Raw genomic sequence first — 24,561 nt, forward strand, 5'->3', positions numbered from 1 at the left:
GACTTGGTGCGGCCGCTGGGGGCCGCACCAAGCCCGGCACCCCCGGCGCGTGCCGAGGGTGCCGAGGGCTGGACGAACGCTCCCGCCGTCCTCCCCAGCTTTGCCGCGCGCGACGGCGCGACACGCCGAGGCTTCGCGGCGACACGCCGCGACGCGACGCATGACGTTGGGGACGACGGCCGGGCGAGGCCGGACGAGGAAGGAGGAGCCTAGGCAAGCACCGCGAGACGCCCCCCACGACGTCCGAACACCGCGTGATCAAGTGAGAAGCGCCCGGCGCCCATGAGGGCGATCGCCGCGGCGGCCGCGGCGAGGAGGAGCGCGAGCTCCATGCCGCCCTGGTCCACGAACAGGCCCGAGCGGGCGTGGACGAGGACGACGGCGCCGAGCATCTCGAGCGCGAGGAGGCCTGCGGCGATGCGGGCGAGGAGCCCGACGACGAGGAGCGCGCCGCCCACGAGCTCGAGGCTCGCCATCGCGGGGGCGGCCAGCTCAGCGGCCGGAACGTGCATCTTCGCGAACGCCCCCTGCGTTCCCGGGATCGTGAAGGCGAAGAACTTCTGCCAGCCGTGGGCGAAGAACACGATGCCCACGATGACGCGGAGGAGGAAACGGGCGAGGTCGATCTGGAACGGTCGGATGCTGGACGACATGAGGGAACCTTGCTGTCGGGGTCAGGGACGGCTGCGGCCGGCAGCGGTGCACTACGCACACTTGAAGCTTCAATTCAATCGTGACAGCACTTGTCACGGCGTGTCAAACGCGCGTGACAGACGACGGCGCCCCGCACCTCTTGGGGGGTGCGGGGCGCCGCTGGGTGGGTGAAGCCGGCTTGGAGGCCGGGAGTTAGCCCCGCAGGCCGTCGACGATGCCGTTGAGCGTCGCCGACGGGCGCATGACGGCGTACGTCTTCGCCTCGTCGGGACGGTAGTACCCGCCGATGTCGGCCGGGTGGCCCTGGACTCCGACGAGCTCGCCCACGATGGCCTCCTCCTGGGCGGCCAGCGCCTCGGCGACGGGCGCGAACGCGGCGGCCAGGCCGGCGTCGTCCGTCTGCTCGGCGAGCTCCTTCGCCCAATACCGCGCGAGGTAGTAGTGGCTGCCTCGGTTGTCGATCGTGCCGAGCCTGCGGCCCGGGGACTTGTTCTCGATGAGGAACGTGCCGGTCGCACGGTCGAGCGTGTCGGCGAGGACCTGGGCGCGGGCGTTGCCCGTCGTCGTTGCGAGGTGCTCGAAGCTCACCGCGAGCGCAAGGAATTCGCCGAGGCTGTCCCAGCGGAGGTAGTCCTCCTCGAGGAGCTGCTGCACGTGCTTGGGCGCCGAGCCGCCCGCTCCCGTCTCGAAGAGGCCGCCGCCGTTGATGAGCGGGACGACCGAGAGCATCTTGGCGCTCGTGCCGAGCTCGAGGATCGGGAAGAGGTCCGTGAGGTAGTCGCGGAGCACGTTGCCCGTCACGGAGATCGTGTCCTCGCCGCGGCGGATGCGCTCGAGCGAGAACGCGGTCGCCTCCTCGGGGGACATGATCTCGATCTGGAGGCCCTCGGTGTCGTGGTCCTGGAGGTACTCGCGGACCTTCTCGATGAGGTTGCGGTCGTGCGCGCGGGTCTCGTCGAGCCAGAAGACGGCGGGGGTCTTCGACGCACGGGCGCGCGTGACGGCGAGCTTGACCCAGTCGCGGATCGGCACATCCTTGGTCTGGCACGCGCGCCAGATGTCGCCCTGCTCGACGGCGTGCTCGATAAGCACGGTGCCCGCGCCGTCGACAACCTGGACACGGCCCGCAGCGGGGATCTCGAACGTCTTGTCGTGGCTGCCGTACTCCTCGGCTGCCTGGGCCATGAGACCCACGTTCGGGACGGTGCCCATCGTCGTCGGGTCGAACGCGCCGTTGGCGCGGCAGTCGTCGATGGTGACCTGGTAGACACCCGAGTAGGAGGAGTCCGGGAGGACCGCGAGCGTGTCATGCTCCTGGCCGTCGGGGCCCCACATGTGGCCGCCGAGGCGGATCATCGCGGGCATCGACGCGTCGACGATCACGTCCGAAGGGACGTGGAGGTTCGTGATGCCCTTGTCCGAGTTGACCATCGCGAGCTCGGGGCCATCGGCGAGGCCCTTCGCGACGAGCGCCTTCACGCCCTCGCGGACGTCCTCGGGCAGCTCGTCGAGGCCGTTGAGGATCGACGCGAGGCCGTTGTTCGGGCTGAGGCCCGCGGCGGCGAGCTGCTTGCCGTACGTCGCGAACAGCTCGGAGAAGTAGGCCTTGACGACGTGGCCGAAGATGATCGGGTCCGAGACCTTCATCATGGTCGCCTTGAGGTGGGCCGAGAAGAGGACGCCCTCCTCCTTCGCGCGGCGCACCTGCTCGGCGAGGAACTCGTCGAGCGCGGCCGCGCTCAGGTACGTGCCGTCGATGACCTCGCCCGCGAGGACCTTGAGGCCCTTCTTGAGGTCCTTGACCGTGCCGTCCTCGAGGACGAGCTGGATCGCGAGGGTATCGTCCTTCGGGATCACGACGGACTTCTCGTTGTGGCGGAAATCACCGGCCGCCATGGTCGCGACGTTGGTCTTCGACTCCGCGGACCACGCACCCATCGAGTGCGGGTTCTTGCGCGCGTAGTTCTTGACCGAGAGCGGCGCGCGTCGGTCCGAGTTGCCTTCGCGCAGCACGGGGTTGACGGCGGAGCCCTTGATCTTGTCGTAGCGCGACCGGATGTCCGTCTCCTCGTCGGAGGCCGGGTTGTCCGGGTAGTCGGGCAGGTCGTAGCCCTGCGACTGGAGCTCGGCGATCGCGGCCTTGAGCTGCGGGATCGACGCCGAGATGTTCGGGAGCTTGATGATGTTCGCCTCGGGACGCTTCGCGAGCTCGCCGAGCTCGGCGAGTGCGTCCGACGTGCGCTGCTCCTCGGTGAGGTAGTCGCCGAACGTGGCGATGATGCGGCCCGAGAGGGAGATGTCGCGCGTCTGCACGTCGACGCCCGCCGTCGAGGCGTAGGCCTGGATGATCGGGAGGAACGAGTGAGTCGCCAGCATGGGCGCCTCGTCTGTGTGGGTATAGATGATCGTGGCCATGGGTGGCGCCTCCCTGGAGGTCAGCAGACCGCGACGACGATGTGCGTCAGCGTTCGCCGCAGCATGCATGCGTGCTGCTATGTCAACGTCCTTAACTTACCGGTTCGCGGGCCGTGGCGAGGTTCGTGACGGATCTGCCGTCGTGGAGCCCGCCGATTCGGGACCGTGAGTCGTTGTCGCTCGGACAGGCACCGGCCTACCCTTGATCCGTCCTTGACCCCTCGGCGGGCCATGGAGTGCCTCAGTTCGGCGCCTCGCAACGCCGAAGCGGCGGACGTCAGTGCAGCTGGGGATGCTGGCTTGAGGCCGCACCCAGCCGCCGTGCCCGGCATTGGCGGCATCCCGCCGTCGTCCGCTCGCGAGGACACGGCCACGGTTCCCCTGAGGAGCAGCCCCCGATGTCCATTCGTCCCCACTCCCGGCGTTCCCCGGCGTTCAGAGGCATTCTGGCGCTGGCCGCGGCGTCGGCCATCGCGCTCACCGCGGCACCCGCCGTCAGCTCGGCCCCCACGATCGGCACCGGCGACGCCATCGTCACGTCGGGCAGCCCCGCCATCCCCTTCCCGCAGAACAAGCAGAACGAGCCATCGATCGCCCGCGACCCCATCTCGGGGACGCTCATCGCCGGCGTCAACGACGAACTCGACCTCGCGCCCTGCGTGAAGCTCGCCAACGGCTCAGGGTCTTGCCCCTTCACCCCCGGGGTGGGCCTGAGCGGCGTCTACTTCTCGACTGACAACGGCGCCTCGTGGACTCAACCCACCTACACGGGATTCTCCGCGCGAAGCGGCACCGCCGTCTCGGGAGGCAAGATCGGGACGCTCCCCAACTACTTCGAGGCCGGCCTCGTCTCCAACGGCGACCCGATTCTGGCCGTCGGGCCGCGCCCAGACGCCCAGGGCCGCTTCTCGTGGAGCAACGGAAGCCGCTACTACTACGCGAACCTGACCGAGAACTTCCCCGGGACGGGCACGCTCGCGACGAACTTCGTGGCCGTCGCCGTCTCCCACACCGACGACGTCGTTGGAGCCATCGCCGGCGACAACGCCGCCTGGAGCTCGCCGTCGATCGCCAGCGGCCGCCTCAACCCCGTGCTGTTCGACGACAAGAGCAGCCTGTGGGTCGACAACGCCGCCTCAAGCCCCCACTTCGGGCGCGTCTACGCCTCGTGGACCGCGTTCCGGGCCGCCAACAACACGCACACGCCCGCCGAGCCCGAGCCGATCATGGCCGCGTTCTCGGACGACGGCGGCACGACCTGGTCAGCGCCGGTCCAGGTGAGTTCCTCACATAACAACGCCCACAACAACGGCCGCCAGGGCTCCACGATCCGCACCGACTCCAAGGGCAACGTCTTCCTGTTCTTCGAGGGCACCATGGGGACGCAGAGCGCGCAGATGCTGGCGGTCTCCACTGACGGCGGCCGCCACTACAGCACACCGCGGCCGGTCGCTGCCGTGGCCGACGTGGGCGTGTTCGACCCCCTCGCGGGCCGGTTCACGTTCGACGGCTTCGCCGGGGCGCGGACCAACAGCTTCCCGAGCGTGGACATCGCCAACGGCGCGCCGTCCGGCCAGGGGGCGACCGACCGGATCCTGCTCGGCTGGAGCGACGCGCGGAACGGCCTCGGCCATGAGGAGTCGCTGCTGCAGACGTCGAGCAACGGCGGCGTCAGCTGGTCGACTCCGGTGGCGGTGCAGGCCCGGGGCGACAGGCCCGACTTTACGGCCGTGGCCATCAGCCCCGACGGCCGGAACGCCTACGCGGTATACGACGCGTTCCACGCCGTCTACACCGACCTGAAGGCGCCTCGGCCCATGGAGGGCGTCGTCGTCGGCCTCAACGGCGACCTCAGCGGCCCGGTCACCGTGCTGCACCGCGGCGCGAGCGGGGACGCCCGCGCGTCGAGCGCGAACAGCCTCGTGAGCGAGTTCATCGGCGACTACAACTACGCCGTCGCGAGCAACAGCGCCGTCTACCCCATCTGGAATGACGTGCGCAACGGCGACGACTGCCAGGCCGTGGACGCCTACCGCACGGCCCTGCGGACCCCGTCCGGCACGGCGGCCAACACATCGAGCGGCGTCGACTGGGGCGAGGACAGCGCCGAGGCGGCGAGCACGGACACGACCCCGCAGCGGCCGTTCCCGCCGACCGCGTGCGGTGCCGGGTCGAGGTTCGGCAATACCGACACCTTCTCGGGGGTGTTCAGCCGCTGACGCAGCCCGTCCTTCCCCGACGCCCGCGCAGAGCGCCGGGGAAGGACGGGTGCCGGGGATGGGACAGGTGCCGGGGCGGGTCAGCTGACCCGATACGTGAGCAGCTCGGTCCCGGCGGGATCGTCGCCGTCGTCGGGGGCGACGTGCAGAAGCGTCTCGCCGCCGCTGCGCGTGAGCACGAATGGGTTGCGCGTGATCGTGTGTCCTGCAGTGCTGTATGCGGCGACCGGCACCTCGGTCACGATGCGGCGTTCGGACGGGCGGACGACGGCGATGCCGCCGAGCTCGAAAACCTCGCCTCTCGCGTCGGGCAGCTCGGCGATGCCCGTCGCGATGAGGCGGCCTCCGCCGTCGTACTGCGCGTCCTGCAAGTCAACGAACGCGCCCGGGTTGCGCCACGCCTCGGGTTCGCGCCCGCCGTCGCCCGCCTCACCGCCGTCGCCCGACCCGCCGCGGCCCAGGTCCCAACGGAAGAACTGCCGCGAGCCCCAGCTCGCGCCGTGAAGCTCGCGGTGGGCGGGATCGGCCGCGAGCCACGAGACGTGGTCGGGGACGGCGAAGCGTTCTTCGACGGCGAGCGTGGTCGGATCGAGCGTGTACACGATGCTGCGGCTCTCGGCGCGGTACTCCGCGACGGGAACCCACACGGCTCCCCCGGCGGCGTCGATCCCGCCGGGGTGGTAGGCGTCGCCCTCGCCCACGGGGACGTCCGCGACGAGCGTGCCGTCCGGCTCGATGACGAGCACATGGCCGCGGCCGCGGCCCGGCGTGCGCGCGGCCGGGTCGCCGGTGCGTGCGGGATCGAGCCCCCGCAGCGGCGCGGGCCGCTCGAAGAGCTCGACGGTCGAGAGGAAGATCCTCCCGCCGCAGATCACCATGCCCTGCGGGTGGTGCGTCGGGAAGCGGAGCGGGAGGCGGCGGACGAGTTCGAAGCGCGTGCGGCGCGTCCAGGCCGCGACCTCGGCCGAGAGGCTCCCGTCCCGCGGGGGCTCAGCCCACACGCGGCGTGTCCTGCCCCGCGCCCTGTGCGGCGCCTCGCGCCGCCGACCACACCTCGTACAGCTCCGCCGCCGCCTCGGGCCGCGCGGCGAGGATCGCGCCGTCCGGCCAGAGCGTCTCGCGCCCCGCGTCGTCGAGCAGGACGCCGCCTGCCTCGCGCACGATGAGGACGGCCGCGAGGTGGTCGATCGGGCTGAACCGCTCGATGACGCTCCCCGCGCCGCGGCCGGCCGCGACGCCCGCGAGGGTGAGCGTGCTCGACCCCATGATCCGCATCGTGCAGAAGCGGTCCCCAAGCCCGGCGAGGAACTCGTCGAGGCCGAGCCACGGCTCGTAGGCCAGGAGCTCGGTGCCGACGACCGTACCGGTGATGCCCTCGGGCACGTCCCCGGCGCCGGCCCGCAGGTCGAGGCGACGCCCGTCGACTTCGGCCCCGAAGCCCGAGACGGCCGCGAACACCTGGCCGCGCCATACGTCGCCGACGACGGCGACGAGCGGCTCGCGGTCCACCGCGAGGGCGAGCGAGAACGCCGTCCACGGAACGCCGTTCGCGAGGTTCGCGGTGCCGTCCACGGGGTCGACGTACCACGTCGGGACGCCGGGCTGGGCCGAGCCGCCGAGCTCCTCGCCCACCACGAGGTGGCCGGGGAAGCGCTCCGCGATGACGTCGCGCACGTGCCGCTCGACGGCGAGGTCGACCGCCGTCACGTGGTCCGCCGCATGCGCCTTCGCGCCGACCGTTCCGATCTCGGCGCCGCGCGTGTACTCGACGGCCCAGTGGGCGAGTTCGTGGGCGACGACGATGGCCGCCGCAATCTCGTCGCCCGCGAGCTGGGCGGGCCGGGGTGCCGCGGCCCACGCGTCGGGCCCCTCCGCGACCACGGCGCGCAGGGCACTCAGGCGGTTCGTCGTCACAGCGTCGGCGCCGAGGGCGAGGACCCAGCGCATCGCGTCCTCGTCGTCGACCGTCCAGCACGCGACCCGGAGCCCGGCCGCGTGGGCCGCGTCGACGAGCCCGCGGCTCAGCATGGGGTAGTCGGAGTTGACGACGTCGGGCTGCAACTCGGCGAGGAGCTCCGCCGGCGGCACGTCGCGGCGGTTCCAGGGAAGCCACACGCTCGCGTCGGCGTCGAGCGCCCGCACAATGCGCATTGCCTCGAGGTCCCCGCACCACGCGACGGGCGCGGCGGGCCCGAAGTCGCGCACGGCAGCGACTGCGGGCGCCGCGCACTCCGGGTCCTCGAGGTCGATGAGAACGGTCGACGACGACCCGGCCACGAGTGCGAGGGCGTCCGTGAGGAGCGGGATGCGCTCGCTCCCACCGCCGAGCTCGGCGACCTCGCGCCACTCGAGCGCGGCGACCGGCCAGTCGAGCCCCCACAGGCGCTCGAGCGTCCGGTCGTGGAGGAGCACGGCGTGCCCGTCCCGCGTCAGGTGGACGTCGATCTCGATGAAGTCGGCGCCCGCCTCGACGGCCGCGCGCACGGCGTCGAGCGTGTTCTCGCGGAACCGCTCGACGTCCCCACGGTGCGCCGTGAGCTGTGGCGCCGTGGGCTGGGCCGTGCGCTGGGGGGCGGCCAGGGGCCCCGGTCCGGATGCCTGGCGCGCGACCTCCGCGGATGCCGTGTTCATGCCGATCCCTTCCGGACGAGCCGGCCGTCCTCGAACTCGAGCCAGTTCCCGATGCGGGCACGGCCCCGGGACCCGACAGCGGGCGGCAGCCCTGTCGCGAAGCTGCGCAGCACGGCGTCCTCGCGGCGCACCGTGAGCTCGGCGAAGTGGCCGCGCGGGACCACGCGCTCGACCGTCGCGGGAAGCCACCCATCCTCCGCGCTCCCCTCGCCACCTTCGACGAACACGACGTCCTCGGGCCGGATCCCGAGCACGCCACTGCCCTCGACGATCCGGCCGCCTTCAAGGCGTCCCTCGAGGCGGTTGAGGCTCCCGACGAACGTCGCGACGAACTCGGTGGCCGGCGCGCCGTAGAGCTCGGAGGGCGTGCTGAACTGCTCGATGCGCCCGTGGTTCATGACCGCGATGCGGTCCGACATCGATATGGCCTCCTCCTGATCGTGCGTCACGATGAGAGTCGTGATGCCGAGGCGCTGCTGGATCTCGCGGATGTCCTCGCGGACCTTGACGCGCAGCTTCGCGTCGAGGTTGCTGAGCGGCTCGTCGAGGAGGAGCAGCTCGGGCTCCTGCACGAGCGCGCGGGCGAGCGCGGTGCGCTGCTGCTCGCCGCCCGAGATGCGCGCGGGCCGCGAGTCCCTGTGGTGGAGGAGGTTGACGAGTTCGAGGGCCGCGTCGACGCGCTCGGCGATCACCGCCTTGGACGGCTTTGGCCTGCGCAGCTTGAGCGGGAAGCCCACGTTCTTCGCGACGGTCATGTGCGGCCACAGTGCGTAGTTCTGGAAGACCATGGCGCTCGGGCGCTGCTCGGGGCCGAGGTGCACGACCTCGCGGCCGCCCACCTGGATCGAGCCCGCGTCCGGGGCGAGGAAGCCCGCGATCATGCGGAGCGTCGTCGTCTTGCCGCAGCCTGACGGGCCGAGGAGCGAGACGAGCTCGCCCGGTCGGACCGCCATGTCGAGGCTGTCGATGATGGTCCGCCCGCCGAGGGACTTGGTCAGGCCCGTGATGTCGAGGCCGCCGGTGGGGGGCGCGCTCTGGGGAACTGCGCCGTCGAAATCCGCGCGGGCCGCGGCGTCCCCGGTGGTCGAGGCAGTGCGGGCGAGGGTGGGGTTGCTGGTCATGGCGCCTCTACTTGATCTGGAAGCCCTCGGCGAGCTGGCCGCCGACGATGTGCTTGTGCGCGGCGAGGAGCAGCGCGACGGAGGGGATGGCGAGCAGGATCGAGAAGACTGCCGCCACCTGCGTGGGGTAATTGAGCACGAGGCTGTACATCTGCGTGGGCATCGTCATGTAGTCCGGCGCGCCCACGAGATACGTGCCCTGCGCCTCGTCGAACGAGGCGAGGAAGCTCATGATCGCAGCCACGAGGATTCCTGGGAGCGCCATGGGGAGCGTGACGCTGAAGAAGACCCGCAGCTTCGACGCTCCTGCGTCCCGCGCGGCCTCCTCGAGGCTCCGCGGCACGGCGGCGAAGGCCGCGGCGGGGATCCACGTCATGAACACGACCGTGCCCAAGACGTGGACGATGAGGATGCCGAGGATCGAGTTCATGAGGTTGAACGCGTAGAAGAGCGCGGCGAGGGAGACGAAGAGGCCCATCTTCGGGAACGCGTTGGCCGCGAACAGCCCGATGAGGAAGAATCGCCGCCCCCGGAACTCGAAGCGCGCGAACGCGTACGCCGCCGGGAGGCAGACGAGCGCCGAGACGAGGACCGTGAGCGGCGCGAAGAAGAGCGAGTTCTGCACCGCGATGCCGAGGCTCCGGTCGCGGAACACAACTTCCCACCAATGCAGGGTCCAGCCGTCCGGGAGGAGGTGCGGGAACGTCCAGCTCTCGGCGAACGCGCGCACGGCGAGCCACGCGAGCGGCCCGATGATGAACACCGCGAGGACGACGGCGAAGATCGCCGCGAGCGCACGGGCGAGGGCTTTCCGCGATGCGGCGGTCATCGGACGGCCTGCTTTCCCATGTTCTCCTTCGCCGAGCGGAAGTTCGCCCACACGTAGACGGCTGCGATGCCCGAGGCGATCGCGAAGACGACGAACGCCATGACGATGGCCTGCTGGGGCTGGTTGAACGCAGAGAAGTAGTTCGACATGTCCACGCCGAGCATGTTGGGCGAGTTCGGCCCGGTGAAGTACGGCACCGTGAACGAGCCGAGGATGCCGATGGCCGTGAACGTCGTCGCGATGACGATCGGGACGCCCGCCATGGGAATGACCACGGAGGCGACGACCCTCGCGAAGGAGGCTCCGGCGTCGCGCGCCGCGTCGATCATCGCCTGCGGAACCGCCTGGAGGCCCGACGTCACGAGGAGCGTCGCAAACGGGAGCGACGTCCACACCGAGCCGATGATGACCGTGACCATCGTGAAGGACCACACGGGGAAGTCGGCGCCGAACTGCGCCGCGATGCTCCGGAGGAAGCCGTCCGCGGAGTAGAAGCCGAGGATGGCCCACGACGCGATGACGACCGGGATGAAGAGCGGCACGACCGCGAGCGCGGAGAGAACCTTCGCGAGCACGCCGCCCGCGAACTTGAGGTACAGGCCGATGCCCACGGCGAGGAGGACGACGACGGCGGTGCTCACGAGCGTGACGACGACCGTCACGACGAGGTCGCCGAGGAAGCGCCGGTCCGTGAACATGTCACCGTAGGCGCCGAGCGTCGGCAGGCCAGCGGCCTCGTGGACGTTCTGGCCGATGAGCGCGATCGTGTGGTTGAGCCCGCCGGTGAAGCCGAGGCTGAAGCCGAACGCGAGCACGATCGGGACGCCGATGAACAGCGCGATGAGCAGGATGGGCGGGAGCGCCATGACAAGCCCGCGGGCCTGGCCCGCGCGTCCGACGCGGCGGGCGGGTGCGGACGAGGGCGAGGCGGGCGCCGGGGAGGCCTCGCCCGCGGGAGCGGGGCGTGCAGGCGCCCCGCTCCCCATCCGGATGCCAGTCGTCACTGGCCGGGGACCTTCTGGTCCCACAGGTTGTTGATGTCCTTCGACATCTGGTCGAAGTAGCCCTTGCGGAGGTTGTTCGTGTCCGCGTTGGCGAACTTGTCCTTGAACTCGGCCGGGAGCTTGTCGAGCGAGATGGCGGGGTAGCCCGAGATGTCCTTGACGATCATCGCTTGCTGCGCGGGATCGAGCACGAAGTTCGCGAGCCTGAGCGCCGCGTCCTTGTTCGGCGTGTTCGCGGGGATGCCGAGGTAGGCGGCGCCGCCCGTGAACGACGGGTTGGAGATCTGGACGGCCTTGACGGTCGAGGGGATCGAGCCGTTCGCGACGCCGGTCGTGAACTGGTCGGACCAGACCGGGGCCATCGAGATCTGGCCCCGAGCGAGGAGGTCGAGCGTCTGCTGGTTGCCGTTCGGGTAGACGCCCTTCTGGTACACGGACGCGTTGAGGCCCTTGAGCTCGGCGAAGCCCTGATCCCAGAGGGACTCGAGGTCCTTCTCGTAGCCGACCGTCATCTTCTGGCGGGCGTCCGCGGGAACGTACTTGTCGAGGACGGTGGCGACGAACGCCCCGCCCGAGCCACCCGACTTGGGCGAGTTGTACGTGAACTGGCCCGGGTTCGCCTTGATCCAGATGAGGAGCTCGTCGAGCGTCTTGGGCGGCGTCGGCACGGCCTTCGTGTCGTAGGCGAGCAGCACGGACGAGCCGCGGTACGGGATGCCGCCCGTTCCGCCGGCCTTGACGACGTCAGCCGGGATGTTCGCGAGCGCGGAGATCTTGCCCGGGTCGACCGGCTCGAGGAGGTTCGCAGCCGAGGCCTTCGCGACGAATCCGCCGTCGACGAGGTCGAAATCGGGCTCCTTCTTCTGCTCGATCGAGCTCGAGAGCTTCGCGAGGGTCTGGGCGTCGTGCTCGCCGTGGAGGTCGATGGTGACCTGGACCTTGTAGCCGGGGTTGGCCTTCTCGAAGGCCGGGCCGAGGTCCTTCTCCCAGAGGTTCTGGATGTTCGTGTCGCCGCTGATGAAGACCTTGACGGTCTTCGAGCCGGTGTCTCCGGCGTTGGCGGCGGTCGTGCTGCTCTGGGCGCAACCCGTGAGCGCGAGGGCGGTCGCGGTCACGGCCGCGGCGGCCGCGAAGGCGGATCTGAGCTTCATGGAGGTCTCCTGGTGCGCGGGCAGGTTCTCTGCCTGGTACGTCTCTGGGTGCATCTGGCGCTTCGCTCCCCCGGTGCGATGCCGACATTCCATGGGAATCGTTTGTCCTGACCACCTGTCAACAAGGAGGTGTCATCGGGATGAACGGCCCCAAAAGCTTGCCGATCAGGCGGCTCACGGGCGCGATCCCGCCACTTGCGTCACTTCTCCCCCTAGACTGCCTCTCAGAGTGGGGGTACAAACGCACCCTGACTTGGCCACCACGCCACGACAGAGGAGAAGATGGCACAGCATTCCGCGCACGGCGCAGGCTCCGACCCCCACGAGGCCGGTCTCGAAGAGCTCGGGACCCTCGTGCTCCGAGTCTGGAACGGACCCGAGCCCGAAGACAGCCCGCGGATCCGCGTCCTGACGTCCGACGGCGCTTGGGAGCCTTCCGAGCTGACCCTCACCTCGGATCCGGCGGCGGCCCTTGAGGTCGTGCGCTCGTGGCTTGCGGGCCGGGCCGGGGCTGACGAGGGGCCCAAGTCGAACTAGGGCCTGTCCATAGGACGGCTTTGGCCTCTTCAGGTTGAGGCGACGCCTTTCCAATATTTGTTCCCGAGCGCCTCCCGGTACTTCATCAGGAACTCAGCCAGGGAAGGAGCAGCGCGATACCAGTCGCGTCGGGAATCAAGCGGGAGAGCTACGAGTACCTCATCTTCGTCGCGCAGGCTCACAGACTCTTCCTGAGAGGTCCAGCCGCACTGCCGACTTTCTCCGGCAACGCCTGCGGGTAACCGAGGTCCAAGAGCTTGTCGCATACCTATGTGGCTGTCGCATACCTTGTAGCCGGAGACCCGCTTGATCGGGTGACGGGCGGAATGCATCGAAACCGCTCTCTCAGGCTCGCGCGCGGGAGTCATCGTAGAACCCTGCGTGCTGGCCGACATACTGGGCTGCGGCCAGGGCATCGCCGGCGCGCAAGGCGTCGACCAGTGACCGGTGGGTCTGCTGGGCATTAGCTGCCAGCGTCGGCCACTGCTGGTCGTCGATGTGCGCCTTGACCAGGTTCTCGGTGACTGCGTCCCGCATGGATCCCATGAGGTGTGCGAGAAGCGGATTCCCACTCGCGAGGGCGACGGCGACGTGGAACTTCCCGTCGAGGGCCAGATACCGCTCACGGTCGTGCACGGCTCCGTCCATCTCGGCCAGCAGTTTGTCCATCCCTTCGAGCTGCTCTTCTGTGCGTTCCGTCGCAGCCTCGCGCGCGGCCTCTTCCTCGAGGAGGCGGCGGGTCTTGAGGACGTCGTCTAGGTCGAAATGTCCGAGTGCCATGTACAGGCGCATCAGCCGGGAGATCGTCGGACCGAGCTTGTCGCTGATCTTGGTTCCCCCGGCAGACCCGACGCCGGTGCGGACGGTGATGATGTCCATGGCGTCAAGCACCCGAAGCGCTTCGCGGACCGAGGGCCTGCTCACATGGAGCATCTCACTCAACGCCCGCTCGCTGGGCAGTCGGTCGCCGGCGGTCAGCCGGCCGTCTTGGATCAGCTTCTCCAGCTGGCCCAAGACGGTCTCGAACAGCCGTTGTTGCTTCTCCACAGGCTCGAACAGCTCGGCGTCGTCGCCTGCGGGCCGGGTCATGCGGGCGTCCTTCCGCTGCTTGGGTCTCTACCGCACAGCTTATCTGGTCAGACCAACTGACTGCTGTCAGTCTCGCCCCGCTTCTACGATTTTCGTCGCCAGCAGCTTCGGTGACGTGTACATGACTTCGTGGCCGCCCGGCATCTGCACGAGGCGGAAGTATCCGAGCCGATTGGACATCCTTGGGTGCCAGCCCCACTCGCCCTGCAGCAGGCCGTTGTCCTCGGTGGCATTCAGGTAGCTCTTCGGGAGGGGCAGCTCGAAGAACCTCTTCAGGTCGACCGGCTCGGTGAAGGTGCGGAGAGGCTGCGGGCGCAGATGGCTGTAGACCTCGCGGGCGAGGTCGATGGTCGCGTCGTTCATGAAGCCGTCGCGCCAGACCTCGAAGGGCAGCATCACCGTCCCGTCGCCCCGCTCTTCGGCGTTCGCCTGCAGCGCTGGCGGGAAGAACGGGGGGATGTTGTCCAGCACGGCCTGGCCGTCGAGGAGCACGAATGCGCTTTGGAACACCAGGCGGCGTATCCGGTCGGACAGCGCCTCTGCGATCTTGGCGATCAGCACCCCGCCCCAGCTGTGGCCCACGAGCACGAAGTCGATGAGCTTATGCTCGAGAATGTAGTCGATGATCGGCTGGCAAGCGTCCTCGGTGCCCACATCTGCGGAATCGCCCGGGCGCAGGCCGCCTGCGGTCGGGGTGTGCACGGCGTGTCCGAGCGCTTCTAGTTCCGGGCGCACCCGGTCCCAGCTCTCGCCGTCCTGCCAGGCGCCGTGCACGAGTACGTAGGTGGTCATTTCGGGCTCCTTCACTGTCCTGTGTAGTGGGGTGTGCGCTTCTCGGCGAATGCCGCCAGGCCTTCGCGCATGTCCTGGGTCTGCATGTGGGCGTACATCGCGATGCGTTCGGCGCGCAGTCCTGCTTCGAGGGGCTGATCGAAGCTCTCGTCGATGAGCTGCTTGGCCCCCGCGAGCACAATTGGACTCTTTGCTGCTATCGTCTCGGCCAGTTCTTGGACCCGCTGGTCGAGCTCATCGTCATCTACGACCTCATTGACGAGGCCCCAGGAGAGGAAGAAGTCGGCGGGGAAGAGCTGCCCGGTGAAGGAGAGGTACTTGGCGCGGGCCGGGCCGACCGCGCGGGCGAGCCGCACAGCGCCGCCAGCGCCGGGAAGCAGGCCGAAGTTGGCGTGGCCGTCGCCGATCCGCACGCTGCGCGCGGCGATGACGAGGTCGCATGCCATTGCGATTTCCAGCCCGCCTGCGGCTGTCACGCCGTTGAGCGCGGCGATGACGGGCTTTTGGATGCTGGGGATGTGCTCTAATGTCTCCGCCGCGCGTTCGAGGAACACGTGGACGGTGTCCTTCTCCTCGGGGTCGAACGAGTTCAGGTCTCCGCCAGCGCAGAACGCCCGGCCCGTTCCGGTGATGACGAGGACTCGGATGGCGGGGTCCTGCTCGAACCTGGTGAGTGCGGCGTCGAGCTGGGGGACGAGATCGGCGTTGAGTGCGTTGAGCGCCTCTGGGCGGTTCAGGCGGATCCAGCCGACGGGTCCGTCCACTCGGGTCAGGACAACCTGGCTGTCGTTCATGGGAGCCTCCTATGGGTGTTCATGGTCACGGCCAGTTCGTTGCGCGACCATTCCGTCAGGACGAACCTGCCGTTCTCGATGGTCGTCACAGCTACCTGATCGGCGTTCAGGCCCTGGTGGTCGGACGCGGAGTAGTGGTATCTGCCTTGGGGCGTAGTCGTCTCCAGTCCTTCGAGCGAGTCCCGGACCTTCTTCGGCTCGTCGCTGCCCGCGCGGGAAATCGCGGAAGCGATGAGCATGACCGCCGTATAGCCGTCGATCGCGTAGGAAGACGGGGATCTGCCGTGGCGCTCTTGGAAGGCCTTCGTGAAGGAGACGCCAGCGTCCCGCACATCCGAGGCCGGCAGCTCGCCGGCCACGAGTCCGAGAGAGGCCGCGGCGATCACGCCCTCGGCCGTTGCCCCGGTGGCGTCGAGGAACCGCTGGTCCGAATTCCCGTGGCTCATCACGAATGGAAGGTCTGCTGGGCGCTGCCGGACCAGTTCCACGGCGGGTGGTCCCGTGGCCCATGCCATGATCGCGTCCGCCCCGCTGGACTGGATCCGGGTCAGCATGGGCTCGAAATCGGTGGTGTCGACGTGGAACTTCTCGAGATGGACGAACTCTACGCCGTGCTCTCCGGCCAACTGAGTCTGCTTCTCAAGGCCGGTCTTGGCGAACATGCTGTTGTCGTCGTAGGCGATGGCCAGCTTCGTCAGCTTCTGGGCTTTGAAATACCGGAGGAGCTGCTCGGCGACGGCGGTGGCCGTCGGCGGGGTCATGAAGGCGTAGGGGCGCACGGGCTGGACCTGGCTGTCGGCTGCACCGGTGGAGATGTACGGAACACGGGCTGCCTCTGCCTCGGGAAGGATCGCGAGGCTCGCATTGGAGAACGACGTTCCCACGACGGCGCAGACCCCGTGATCCACCAGATTCGCGAAAGCCGTGACGGCGTGGCTGGGCTGTGTGCGGTCGTCGGCCAGGAGGAGCTCCACGTGCTGGCCTCCGAGCAGGCCACCCTGCGAGTTGAGCTCGGCCACAGCGAGCTGCGCTCCGAGCTGGTTCTCACTCCCTCCCGGATTGTTGCCGGTCAGCGAAACGACTTGGCCTATGACGACTGGCATCTGAGGGCCTTCCTTTCGGGTATCGCACCTGGAGGCGCTGGTTGTTCAGTGAAGCGGTCGGTCGGCGTTGCACCTTGGCCTGCCGAGGGCGGGGAAGAGTACGCGCCCGCCCTCGGAGGAAGCCCTACTCTGAGGCGTCAACGGCTATGGCCTCCAGGCTCTTGCCTCGGGTCTCCCGCCCGAGGACGAGGACGACCCCCGCGGCGATGAGGAAGCAGAGGCTGAGCACCAGGAAGGTTGCCGCGTAGCCCCAGGTCACGAGGATCACCGGCACGACGAGGGGGCCGATCACCGAGCTGACCCGGCCGGCAGCCGATGCGGTGCCGGTGCCGGTTGCCCGCGAAGCGGTGGGGAAGAGTTCCGGGGTGTAGGCGTTGATCCCGGCCGTCATGGCCGAGAGGAAGAAGTTCAGCACCGAACCGGCGACGATGGCGATGACGGCTGTCGAGGCGTTTCCGTACCAGAAGGCGGCCGCGCCGGCCAAGATCGCGCTTGCGACGTAGACCGGCCGTCGCCCGAGCCGCTCGAGGAGCAGGGAGGAGATCAGCGCACCGGGGATGCCCCAGACCTGCATGAGCATGGTGATGCCGATCGATGCGGTGATGCTCGCGCCGTGGTCGAAGAGCAGCTTGGCGATCCAGATGCTGATCCCGTATTGGGCAAGGAGCTGGAAGAACCACATCGACCAGGCGGTCAGGGTCAGCTTGCGCTGCTGGCGGGCGAAGAGGTCGCGGACGGGTCCGCGGGAAGCCGGTACCATAGTGCCGGCCGCGGGCGGTTGCGGGGGCACCTGGGCGATCAAGTCCGCGGGGACGGTGGATTCGAAACGGCTCAGCGTGGCCCGTGCGCCGTCCAGGTCACTGTGGGCCACCTGCCATCGCACCGATTCCGGTATTCCCCGTCGAACGACGAACGCGAACAGCGACAGTACGAACATGATCATGAATGCAGCCCGCCAGCCCACCAGCAGCGTGATTCCGCCGGAGATGAGGAACGAGAGGATCACCAGGATCTGGGCCGACCCGAGGTAGGGGCCGCGACGTTTCGCCGGAAGGTATTCCGAGGCGAGCGCCATGGCGCACGGGAGTTCGGCTGCCATGCCGATGCCGGTGATGAACCGCCCGGCGAGAAGCGAGCTGTAGTCCCAGCTGAAGGCAGTGAACAGCGTGGCCAGGCCCCACAGCAGCATGCTCAATGTGAAGATGGGCCGTCGGCCGAATCGGTCAGAGAGCCATCCGGCGACGATCGAGCCGATCGCCATGCCGACGAACGCGGTACTCGCGACTGTGCCGGCCTGGATGGGATTCAGGTGGAACTCAGCGCTGATGGGCGCCAGCACGAACGTCAGGATTGCCACATCTGCGGCATCGAACAGGTAAGCCGTGCCCACGATCGCAATGACCCGCTTGTGGAGCCGGGTGAACGGCAGCCCCTCCAGACGGGCGATGATCTCCGGGCCGGACCGGTCCTCAAGGGATCCGATCACTGATCTTGGCGCATTGAATTCAGGTTGCATGGCTGTCGCCTCCAGTGCGAGAGCTCAAAGGGAAAAGGGATCGCGGGTTCCGGCCGCTCGTTCGCTGCCGGTCTCCTCGGTGATGCGCCCGGGGGAAGCCGCAGGCGCCTGGCGGGCCTTTCGCCCAGACGTGGTGTGGGGCGGCCCGGTCCCGGGTCAGATGTGGTGCTTGTCCGAGATGGCGTGGAGCAGCTTGTCCATGCGGTCGTAGGACTGCTGCAGGCGCTCCATTCCGGTCGAAGCGACGCGATCCCGGAGTGAGGAAGACGGGAAGTCGCATATCAGCGTGACGGTGGTGCGCCCGTCGTGCTCGTCGAACACGATCGTGATCACGCTCTCCTCGAGGCCGTCGTGGGCAGGGTCGCCGCCGGGCCAGCCCTTGGTGTAGCTGAAGCTGTTCGGCGGGTCTATCTGCCGGTAGACGCCGCCGAAGATCACCTCGGAGCCGTCCGCGCCTCGCTGGCCGAACCGCCACCGGCCGCCCGGACGCAGGTCGATCTCGGTGATGTGGTTCTCGTGCCCCTCCAGACCCCACCACCTGCTCACGTACTCGGGGAGGTGGTGGACATCCCACACGGTCTCCCTGGGTGCATCGAGAACGCGGGAGATGCCAAGCGAGGTGGCGCCGCGCGGCGTCACGATCGCGGAACCTGTGCTGCAACTCATCTTGCACTCCTTCGTGCTTGGATAGCTGGTCTTACCAAGTTACCATGACGGTGTGCGATAAGTCACGATGAACTTCGACGAAGAGGTGAACCGATGTCTTCCCTGACAGACGTCAACTACAGCGACCTGCTGATCGAGGCTTTGACGAGGTACCCGAACCGGACAGCGTTCGTGGCGGGAGACCGCCGCCTGAGCTACGCCCAGGTCGAGGAGCGGATCGGCAGGATCGCCAGCGTCCTTGCCGATCATGGAGCCGTCCCCGGAGACGGCGTCGGCGTGCTCAGCGGGAACATGCCCGAGGTTTGGATGGTTCAGGCCGCCGCGTTCCTGCTGGGGCTGCACTACAGCGGCCTGCATCCGCTCGGCTCGGCCGAGGACCACGCGTACGTGTGCGACGATGCCGGAATCAAGATCCTGGTCGTGGATCCGCCCCACGCCGAAGCGGGAGCAGCTGTCGCGGCGAGGTCCGGCGCAGTGGAGAACGTCCTGGTGCTGGGAGATTCGGACCTCGCCCCCAACCTGCTCCAGCTGTGTGAGACAGCCCCTGGAGTACGCCTGGTGCGAACTCCCACTGGGCCCGAGCACGTCCCCTGGATTCCCTACACGGGCGGGACGACCGGCCGTCCGAAGGGGGTCAGGCTGCCGGACCGTGCGCTAATGCAGACCTTGGTATCAGTCACCACATCACTCGACCTGCCGAGCAATCCACGCTTCCTCGCGGTCGCACCGCTTTCGCATGCCGGGGTCCTGCCAATCCTGCCCACCCTCCTGCGGGGCGGGACCGTGGTCGTGCACGAGTCCTTCGACCCGGAGCAATGGCTGCGAGCCGTAGAGAAAGAGCGCGTCAACTGGAGCTTCTGCGTCCCCACCATGCTCTACAGGCTCCTCGACTCCGGACTGGCCGGAAAGTTCGACGTCAGCTCCCTGGAGACGCTGATGTACGGGGCCTCGCCGATGTCACCGGCACGAATCGCCGAAGCCCACGAAGTCCTCGGTCCGGTGCTGCTGCAGGCATACGGCCAGACCGAATGCGTCTCATGGGCAACCGTGCTCCGCAAGGACGAGCACGACCCCATCGGCGATCCGGACCTGCTCGCCTCCTGCGGTCGTCCAGTCCTCGGCGCCCGCGTCGAACTCCTCGATGACGACGACCAGCCCGTGCAGCCGGGAGCGGTGGGGGAGATCTGCGTGCGCGGACGAGGGATCATGAGCGGCTACCAGGGCCGCCCCCAGGAGACCGCAGAGGCGCTGCGCGGCGACTGGCTCCACACCGGCGATCTCGCATTGGAAGACGATCGGGGCTTCTTCCACATAGTGGAGCGGAAGAAGGACATGATCATCTCCGGCGGATTCAACGTCTACTCCCGAGAGATCGAGGACGTGATAGCCGAAGACCCTGCAGTCGCAGCCGTGGCAGTGATCGGCGTGCCCGATGAACGATGGGGTGAAGCAGTCACCGCCGTCGTGGTCCCGCGCCCCGGAGCGACGATCGATGCCACCCTGATGATCGAGGCGGTCAAGCGGCGGAAGGGCGGACATCAGGCCCCGAAATCAGTGGAAATCGTCGACCAGCTGCCCCTGACCGCCGTCGGAAAGGTCGACAAGAAGCGACTGCGCGAGCGGTACTGGGCCGGCTCCGAGCGGAAAGTGCACTGACAGCGACCAAGTCAGCGCAGGGCCGAGAGCGACGTTCCGGTGCCCCTTGGCTACCTGCTCGCGGCCAGCCGGCTTGGCCTCATTAACCGGAAGAAAGAACCCCAAATCACCGTGGATCGCTGATCGGCGGTGGAGCCACGACTAGGGAGTGACATGTCTGCTTACTGGTTCGGACGAGCCAACCCTCGCGACCACCTTCTGCTCGCGCAATACGCCGAGATCGTCTCGCGCATTCAGCCTCAGTACGGCTTGGAACCCCTTTCCCGAGGGCAGGCGTTCATCGAGCTGGAGGGCGAGCTGAAGTTCGAGCGGTATTTCCTGCACCGCTTCCCCTCCATGGATGCGGCCAGGGCCATGTTCGACTCGCCCGAGTACCGCATGGCGGCCGCTATCAGACAGGCCGCATGCGACGGATGCGAGCTGGTGATCATAGACGGCGGCGACAACCTCAAGGGCTCCTGGTAGGAGGAGTTCCGAGAGCGGGCCTCGGCGCGCCCAGCGCGGGTTCGAAGGGTTGGCGAAAGAGGTGAGGGCAGCGAGGACGTGCACATGTTGGACGCCTTCAATTCCGATTTCGCCGGCGGATCCCACCCAGTCATGCCTGCTGCTGCCCGAACCAAAAATCGACACCGGAGGACGAATGAACTACAAGGCGGCTCCTCGACGTCGGGTTCCCCGGCGAAGGCCCTGGATCCCGGACCCAGGAGATGTGATCGAGCTCCGTGAACTCGGCGTTACCCGAGTAGGACGAGTCGAGACGGTGATGCCGGACGGCACCGGCTTTTGGCTGGCTCCTGACGGTCCGGACAGACGCCGCTACGTGCACCTGGAGGACGAGAATCTTGAAATCCTGGCTTAGCTCCGCCATCAGAGGCCGGAACGATGTGCTGGCGGTGCCAGACGTCCTCTGGATATGGCTTCGGACCACGAAGCCGTTACTCCTACCGGCTGCGCCGTTCGAGATGCTGCATCCGAGTGAGCTGTGAATCGCAGTGATACTTGGCAGGTATTTCGCAGCGCGCCGGCCTCGGCTCGGTATCACCCAGATACATGGAGGGGGCGCGGGCCCTGGGCTTCTCGCACGCCCGCGCCTTCATCAACGTCAGCGTCCCGATCGGCCTGCGCCTGTCCCTTCCGGGCCTGACGAACACCATGATCTCCGTGGTGAAGAACTCCGCCCTGCTCTTGAGCATCGGCCTTGCGGAGCTGACCTTCGTCGTGCAGCGCCTGTCGGCGGAAACGTTCCGAACTGTCGAGCTGTTCGTCGTCCTGGGCGCTGTCTACCTTGCGCTCGTGCTGGCCCTCAGCTCAGTGATGCACATGATCAGCCGACGCTATGCACTGGGAGCAGGTGTGTGATGAACGATCTATCGTGGATTCAGCCAACCCTCGGCCTCGTCGCCTCGGGCGCCCTGCAGACCGCAATCATCGCGCTGGCATCGCTAGTAGCGTCCGTTCTGGTCGGGGTCGTGCTCGGCGTCCTTCTGTGCCTTCCCAAGGGTGGTCTGAACGACACGTTCCGGTGGATCCTGACGATCTACCTTCAGCTGTTCCGAGGGCTTCCCGTCCTGGTCACGCTCTTCATGGTGTTCTTCGTCTCCCCGTCGCTGGGACTGCAACTCCCATCCGGCGAAGCAGCGATCGTAGGCCTTTCGCTCTGGGGCAGCGCGAACGTCATGGAAGTGGTGCGCGGGGCCGTCCGCTCCATTCCGACCGCCCAGTTCGAGGCCGCCTCCGCGCTCGGATTCCCGTGGCGGTCGGTCATGCGGTTGGTGATCCTCCCCCAGGCAACTGCCCGAATGCTCCCACCCGTTGTGAACCTCGCAGTGGACCTCATCCAAGCCACGACCCTCGCCTCCCTGATCGGCGTCATCGAGGTCCTTCAACGATCCCGCCAAGCAGTAGAGTATTCCCAGCTGTCCGAGGGCGATGGCCACGCAGCGCCGATCTTCGCCGGGGTGCTCCTGTTCTTCTTCCTCGTCTGCTACCCGCTGACCCACCTCGCAGGAAGGGTGGAGCGACGGGCTCGAGTGGGCAAGCCGTCAGCAACCCGGACACGGCCCCGCCCCAGGGAGACCACTCCGGCACGGGGCTGACCAGGCCCGACACCGGAGATCCCCGCGGCCCATCAGTCAACCGCCCCCGCGCGCTCCCCACGAGGGACCCTGAACGCCCCCGTTCAGGGTCCCTCGTGATCAGCGCGCCGTCCTGGCATCACGATCTCAATGGTTTGTCCCCGGGGAGGGATCGCTCAGAGGACCGCTCCGCGGAGGCCAGCCGAGGCCGTGCAGAGGGACTTCCGGTCGTCTACGCGGACGACTTCAGCAGATCAACACCCCACCATCAGCCAACTGTTCCATGGACGACCGTCCACGGGACACTCCCCGACGGACTCAGCGATTGTGGTGTGTCGTGTTCCATAAGCCGTGTCCAAGAGCTATGTAGTCTCAGGAACGTCCGCGGTGCATTCTGGGCATGGCCATATCCATGGCACGTGTGACTGAATCGTTCATGATACAGGGAGTACGCTCAAGCTTAGCCCAAAGATCTAGTCAATTCGAAAAAATCCATTGACTGGATTATCTCGGCATCGTCATGCTTGTAGTCGTTCAGCAGGCGTGCATCACCGGGGAGAATCGCCAACCAGACGGACCTCCCGCGGGCTCTCGCTTCTCGATGGAGGGTTACCGCCCATGGAATGGGAATTGCGCCTCTTGGGATGCTGGCAACTCCTCCGCAACGGGACTACCGTCCCCGTCGGGGCACGCCAGCAGCGCCTTATTGCGGCACTCGCACTCTTGGGCCAGCGGCCCCGCTCGTTCCTCGCTGGCCTCCTCTGGCCGGAAAGCACGGAACAGCAGGCTTCGGGGAGCCTTCGGGCCACCGTGTTCAAGCTCCGCCACCAGCTTCCCGGCCTCCTCGGCGACGCCGCCGAGCCCGTCTCGCTCGCCCCCACCGTCGTCGTCGATGTTGACGGTCTTCGGCGGAGCGCAGAAGCGGCCCGCGCGGGCCACCCGCTCAGCGCGCGTCAGGCCGAGCGCTTCTACTCGGCGGAGCTCCTCCCCGGCTGGTACGAGGACTGGGTCATCTTCGAGCAGGAGCGGCTGCGCGAGCTGCGCATCGCCGCCCTCGAGGCGGTCGCCCAGCGGTGCCTCGCGGAGGACGATCCGCACGCCGCGATCGCCGCCGCGATGCACGCGGCAGCGATCGAGCCGCTCCGGGAATCCGCCCACGCGCTCGTGATCCGGGGCCAGCTCCGCGCGGGCAACGCGGCAGGCGCCCACCGGACGCTCGAGGATTTCCGCCGGAGGCTCCGCGACGAAATGGGGCTCTCGCCCTCGCGACGGCTCGAAGCAGCCATCGGGGGGAACTCGGCCGACGACTTCGGCCTTCCCGGGCCGCTCGCCGCAAAGGCGCACGCGGACCGAATCTTGGTCCATCGCTAGCCCCGGAAGGATGTGCCGGCATGGCGCGTCGCCCCCAGCACCCGCTCGCCCTCCTCGTCACCGCATTCGCCGCCGTCGCACTCGCGGCCTCCGTTCCGGAGTCCGCCTCCGCCGAAGGCCGCGGGCCATCCGATGAGTCCCGCGCGTCGTCGTCGCTCGACGTGGCATCCTCGGCGATCCCTACCTCGGCCAACCCCCTCGTCACGGACGCGGCGCGCTCCGAGACCGGCCTCCGGCCCACGGGCGGCAAGGCTGTCGCGACCGCCGTCGCGACGAGCGAATGCAACGGATGCTCCGGAACGGCGACCACGCTCCAGACCGTCACGCTGGATGGCCCCGCCGCGGCCGTCGGGGACAACGTCGCCACGGCGTGGTCGAGCTGCGTGGGCTGCTCGTCGACCGCGGTGTCCGTCCAGATCATCACCGGCCCCCGAGCCGCGCCCATCGAGGCCAACAATCGCTCCCTCGCCGCCAACATCGCGTGCGCGGACTGCCAGTCCACGGCGGTCGCGCTCCAATTCGTGATCCTGGGAGGCACCCGGCGCGAGCTCTCGGCCCAGGCGAAGGCAATCATCCAGCAGATCGAACAGGAGCTTGGGCTCACCCTGGCTGCTCAGGAAGCGCGCAACGACGGGTCGCATCACGACGACGCCGAACGCGCCGCCGAGGACGCGGCCGCGCGGGCTCGGGACGCCATCAAAAACGACACCCGCGCGGACAGCGTCGCGGCCCGGGTCGACGTCGAGACCGGCGACTGAACCCCGCAACGCGTTCGCACCACGCCCTCGGACCGCGAGTGGCCACGCGTATGGCGACATCTGGCCACGCGTATGGCGACATCTGGCCACGCGTATGGCGACATCTGGCCACGCATCCGAGACATGAACGCGTGGCCACCTCTCGCTCGACGCGTGGCCGCCTCTCTCCCAGCCCCCGCA

At 68.3% G+C, this 24,561-nt stretch carries 23 protein-coding genes; 8 read left to right on the forward strand and 15 right to left on the reverse strand.

Going from position 1 to position 24,561, the window contains the following annotated elements; translation table 11 throughout:
* Positions 1-209: 209 nt before the first annotated feature.
* Together SPF06_RS16245 and SPF06_RS16250 are read right to left on the reverse strand one after the other, a co-directional pair.
* Positions 210-653 (reverse strand): DoxX family protein, encoded by a 444-nt coding sequence (locus SPF06_RS16245; protein WP_323280171.1) that lies wholly within the window; start codon positions 651-653, stop codon positions 210-212.
* A gap of 193 nt (positions 654-846) precedes the next feature.
* A complete protein-coding gene (locus SPF06_RS16250; protein ID WP_323280172.1) occupies positions 847-3,069 on the reverse strand; it encodes an NADP-dependent isocitrate dehydrogenase in 2,223 nt (740 codons plus the stop codon).
* A gap of 398 nt (positions 3,070-3,467) precedes the next feature.
* On the opposite strand from SPF06_RS16250, the gene SPF06_RS16255 reads away from it, so the two are divergent.
* Entirely contained in the window at positions 3,468-5,288 is a 1,821-nt protein-coding gene (locus tag SPF06_RS16255; RefSeq protein ID WP_323280173.1) for a sialidase family protein, read from the forward strand.
* Between the two features lie 80 nt (positions 5,289-5,368).
* Here SPF06_RS16255 and SPF06_RS16260 read toward each other — a convergent pair whose 3' ends face one another.
* Genes SPF06_RS16260 through SPF06_RS16285 form a run of 6 tightly spaced genes read right to left on the reverse strand, consistent with a single transcriptional unit; the run spans position 5,369 to position 12,024 of the window.
* Positions 5,369-6,289, reverse strand: a complete 921-nt coding sequence (locus SPF06_RS16260; protein WP_323280174.1) for a DUF6454 family protein — start codon at positions 6,287-6,289, stop codon at positions 5,369-5,371.
* Positions 6,279-7,919 carry an inositol monophosphatase family protein gene (locus SPF06_RS16265; RefSeq protein WP_323280175.1) on the reverse strand — a complete coding sequence of 547 codons (1,641 nt, stop codon included), beginning with the start codon at positions 7,917-7,919 and terminating at the stop codon, positions 6,279-6,281. The genes SPF06_RS16260 and SPF06_RS16265 overlap by 11 nt, the downstream gene beginning before the upstream one ends.
* Positions 7,916-9,040 (reverse strand): ABC transporter ATP-binding protein, encoded by a 1,125-nt coding sequence (locus SPF06_RS16270; protein WP_323280176.1) that lies wholly within the window; start codon positions 9,038-9,040, stop codon positions 7,916-7,918. The genes SPF06_RS16265 and SPF06_RS16270 overlap by 4 nt, the downstream gene beginning before the upstream one ends.
* A 7-nt stretch (positions 9,041-9,047) precedes the next feature.
* Complete coding sequence (locus SPF06_RS16275) at positions 9,048-9,869, reverse strand: ABC transporter permease (protein WP_323280177.1); 822 nt, start codon at positions 9,867-9,869, stop codon at positions 9,048-9,050.
* Positions 9,866-10,873, reverse strand: a complete 1,008-nt coding sequence (locus SPF06_RS16280; protein WP_323280178.1) for an ABC transporter permease — start codon at positions 10,871-10,873, stop codon at positions 9,866-9,868. Before SPF06_RS16280 ends, SPF06_RS16275 begins: the two co-directional genes overlap by 4 nt.
* Positions 10,870-12,024: an extracellular solute-binding protein gene (locus SPF06_RS16285; protein ID WP_323280179.1), complete on the reverse strand. Its 1,155-nt coding sequence runs from the start codon at positions 12,022-12,024 to the stop codon at positions 10,870-10,872. The genes SPF06_RS16280 and SPF06_RS16285 overlap by 4 nt, the downstream gene beginning before the upstream one ends.
* 282 nt (positions 12,025-12,306) lie before the next feature.
* On the opposite strand from SPF06_RS16285, the gene SPF06_RS16290 reads away from it, so the two are divergent.
* A complete protein-coding gene (locus SPF06_RS16290; RefSeq protein ID WP_323280180.1) occupies positions 12,307-12,561 on the forward strand; it encodes a hypothetical protein in 255 nt (84 codons plus the stop codon).
* 29 nt (positions 12,562-12,590) lie between these two features.
* Here the strand turns inward: SPF06_RS16290 and SPF06_RS16295 are convergent, their stop codons facing one another.
* From SPF06_RS16295 to SPF06_RS16325, 7 genes are all read right to left on the reverse strand, one after another.
* Positions 12,591-12,743 carry a hypothetical protein gene (locus SPF06_RS16295; protein ID WP_323280181.1) on the reverse strand — a complete coding sequence of 51 codons (153 nt, stop codon included), beginning with the start codon at positions 12,741-12,743 and terminating at the stop codon, positions 12,591-12,593.
* Between the two features lie 163 nt (positions 12,744-12,906).
* Positions 12,907-13,650 carry a FadR/GntR family transcriptional regulator gene (locus SPF06_RS16300; RefSeq protein WP_323280182.1) on the reverse strand — a complete coding sequence of 248 codons (744 nt, stop codon included), beginning with the start codon at positions 13,648-13,650 and terminating at the stop codon, positions 12,907-12,909.
* Positions 13,651-13,716: 66 nt separating this feature from the next.
* Positions 13,717-14,442 (reverse strand): alpha/beta hydrolase, encoded by a 726-nt coding sequence (locus tag SPF06_RS16305; protein ID WP_323280183.1) that lies wholly within the window; start codon positions 14,440-14,442, stop codon positions 13,717-13,719.
* 11 nt (positions 14,443-14,453) lie between these two features.
* Positions 14,454-15,236: an enoyl-CoA hydratase/isomerase family protein gene (locus SPF06_RS16310; RefSeq protein ID WP_323280184.1), complete on the reverse strand. Its 783-nt coding sequence runs from the start codon at positions 15,234-15,236 to the stop codon at positions 14,454-14,456.
* Positions 15,233-16,339: an ABC transporter substrate-binding protein gene (locus SPF06_RS16315; protein WP_323280185.1), complete on the reverse strand. Its 1,107-nt coding sequence runs from the start codon at positions 16,337-16,339 to the stop codon at positions 15,233-15,235. Before SPF06_RS16315 ends, SPF06_RS16310 begins: the two co-directional genes overlap by 4 nt.
* 124 nt (positions 16,340-16,463) lie before the next feature.
* Positions 16,464-17,855, reverse strand: a complete 1,392-nt coding sequence (locus SPF06_RS16320; protein WP_323280186.1) for an MFS transporter — start codon at positions 17,853-17,855, stop codon at positions 16,464-16,466.
* Positions 17,856-18,011: 156 nt separating this feature from the next.
* Positions 18,012-18,521 (reverse strand): SRPBCC domain-containing protein, encoded by a 510-nt coding sequence (locus SPF06_RS16325; RefSeq protein WP_323280187.1) that lies wholly within the window; start codon positions 18,519-18,521, stop codon positions 18,012-18,014.
* Positions 18,522-18,614: 93 nt separating this feature from the next.
* Here SPF06_RS16325 and SPF06_RS16330 point away from each other — a divergent pair, with 93 nt between their 5' ends.
* From SPF06_RS16330 to SPF06_RS16355, 6 genes are all read left to right on the forward strand, one after another.
* Positions 18,615-20,177, forward strand: coding sequence for an AMP-binding protein (locus SPF06_RS16330; protein WP_323280188.1), 1,563 nt, complete (start codon positions 18,615-18,617; stop codon positions 20,175-20,177).
* 153 nt (positions 20,178-20,330) lie between these two features.
* Positions 20,331-20,642, forward strand: a complete 312-nt coding sequence (locus SPF06_RS16335) for a DUF1330 domain-containing protein (RefSeq protein WP_323280189.1) — start codon at positions 20,331-20,333, stop codon at positions 20,640-20,642.
* Between the two features lie 534 nt (positions 20,643-21,176).
* Positions 21,177-21,536: an ABC transporter permease subunit gene (locus SPF06_RS16340; protein WP_323280190.1), complete on the forward strand. Its 360-nt coding sequence runs from the start codon at positions 21,177-21,179 to the stop codon at positions 21,534-21,536.
* Positions 21,536-22,273 carry an amino acid ABC transporter permease gene (locus SPF06_RS16345; RefSeq protein ID WP_323280191.1) on the forward strand — a complete coding sequence of 246 codons (738 nt, stop codon included), beginning with the start codon at positions 21,536-21,538 and terminating at the stop codon, positions 22,271-22,273. Before SPF06_RS16340 ends, SPF06_RS16345 begins: the two co-directional genes overlap by 1 nt.
* A 597-nt stretch (positions 22,274-22,870) precedes the next feature.
* A complete protein-coding gene (locus SPF06_RS16350) occupies positions 22,871-23,623 on the forward strand; it encodes an AfsR/SARP family transcriptional regulator (protein WP_323280192.1) in 753 nt (250 codons plus the stop codon).
* Between the two features lie 20 nt (positions 23,624-23,643).
* Entirely contained in the window at positions 23,644-24,381 is a 738-nt protein-coding gene (locus SPF06_RS16355) for a hypothetical protein (RefSeq protein ID WP_323280193.1), read from the forward strand.
* The last annotated feature ends 180 nt before the right edge of the window (positions 24,382-24,561 follow it).

The sequence above is a fragment of the Sinomonas terricola genome (genome assembly GCF_034931225.1).
Taxonomy (GTDB): Bacteria; Actinomycetota; Actinomycetes; order Actinomycetales; family Micrococcaceae; genus Sinomonas; species Sinomonas terricola.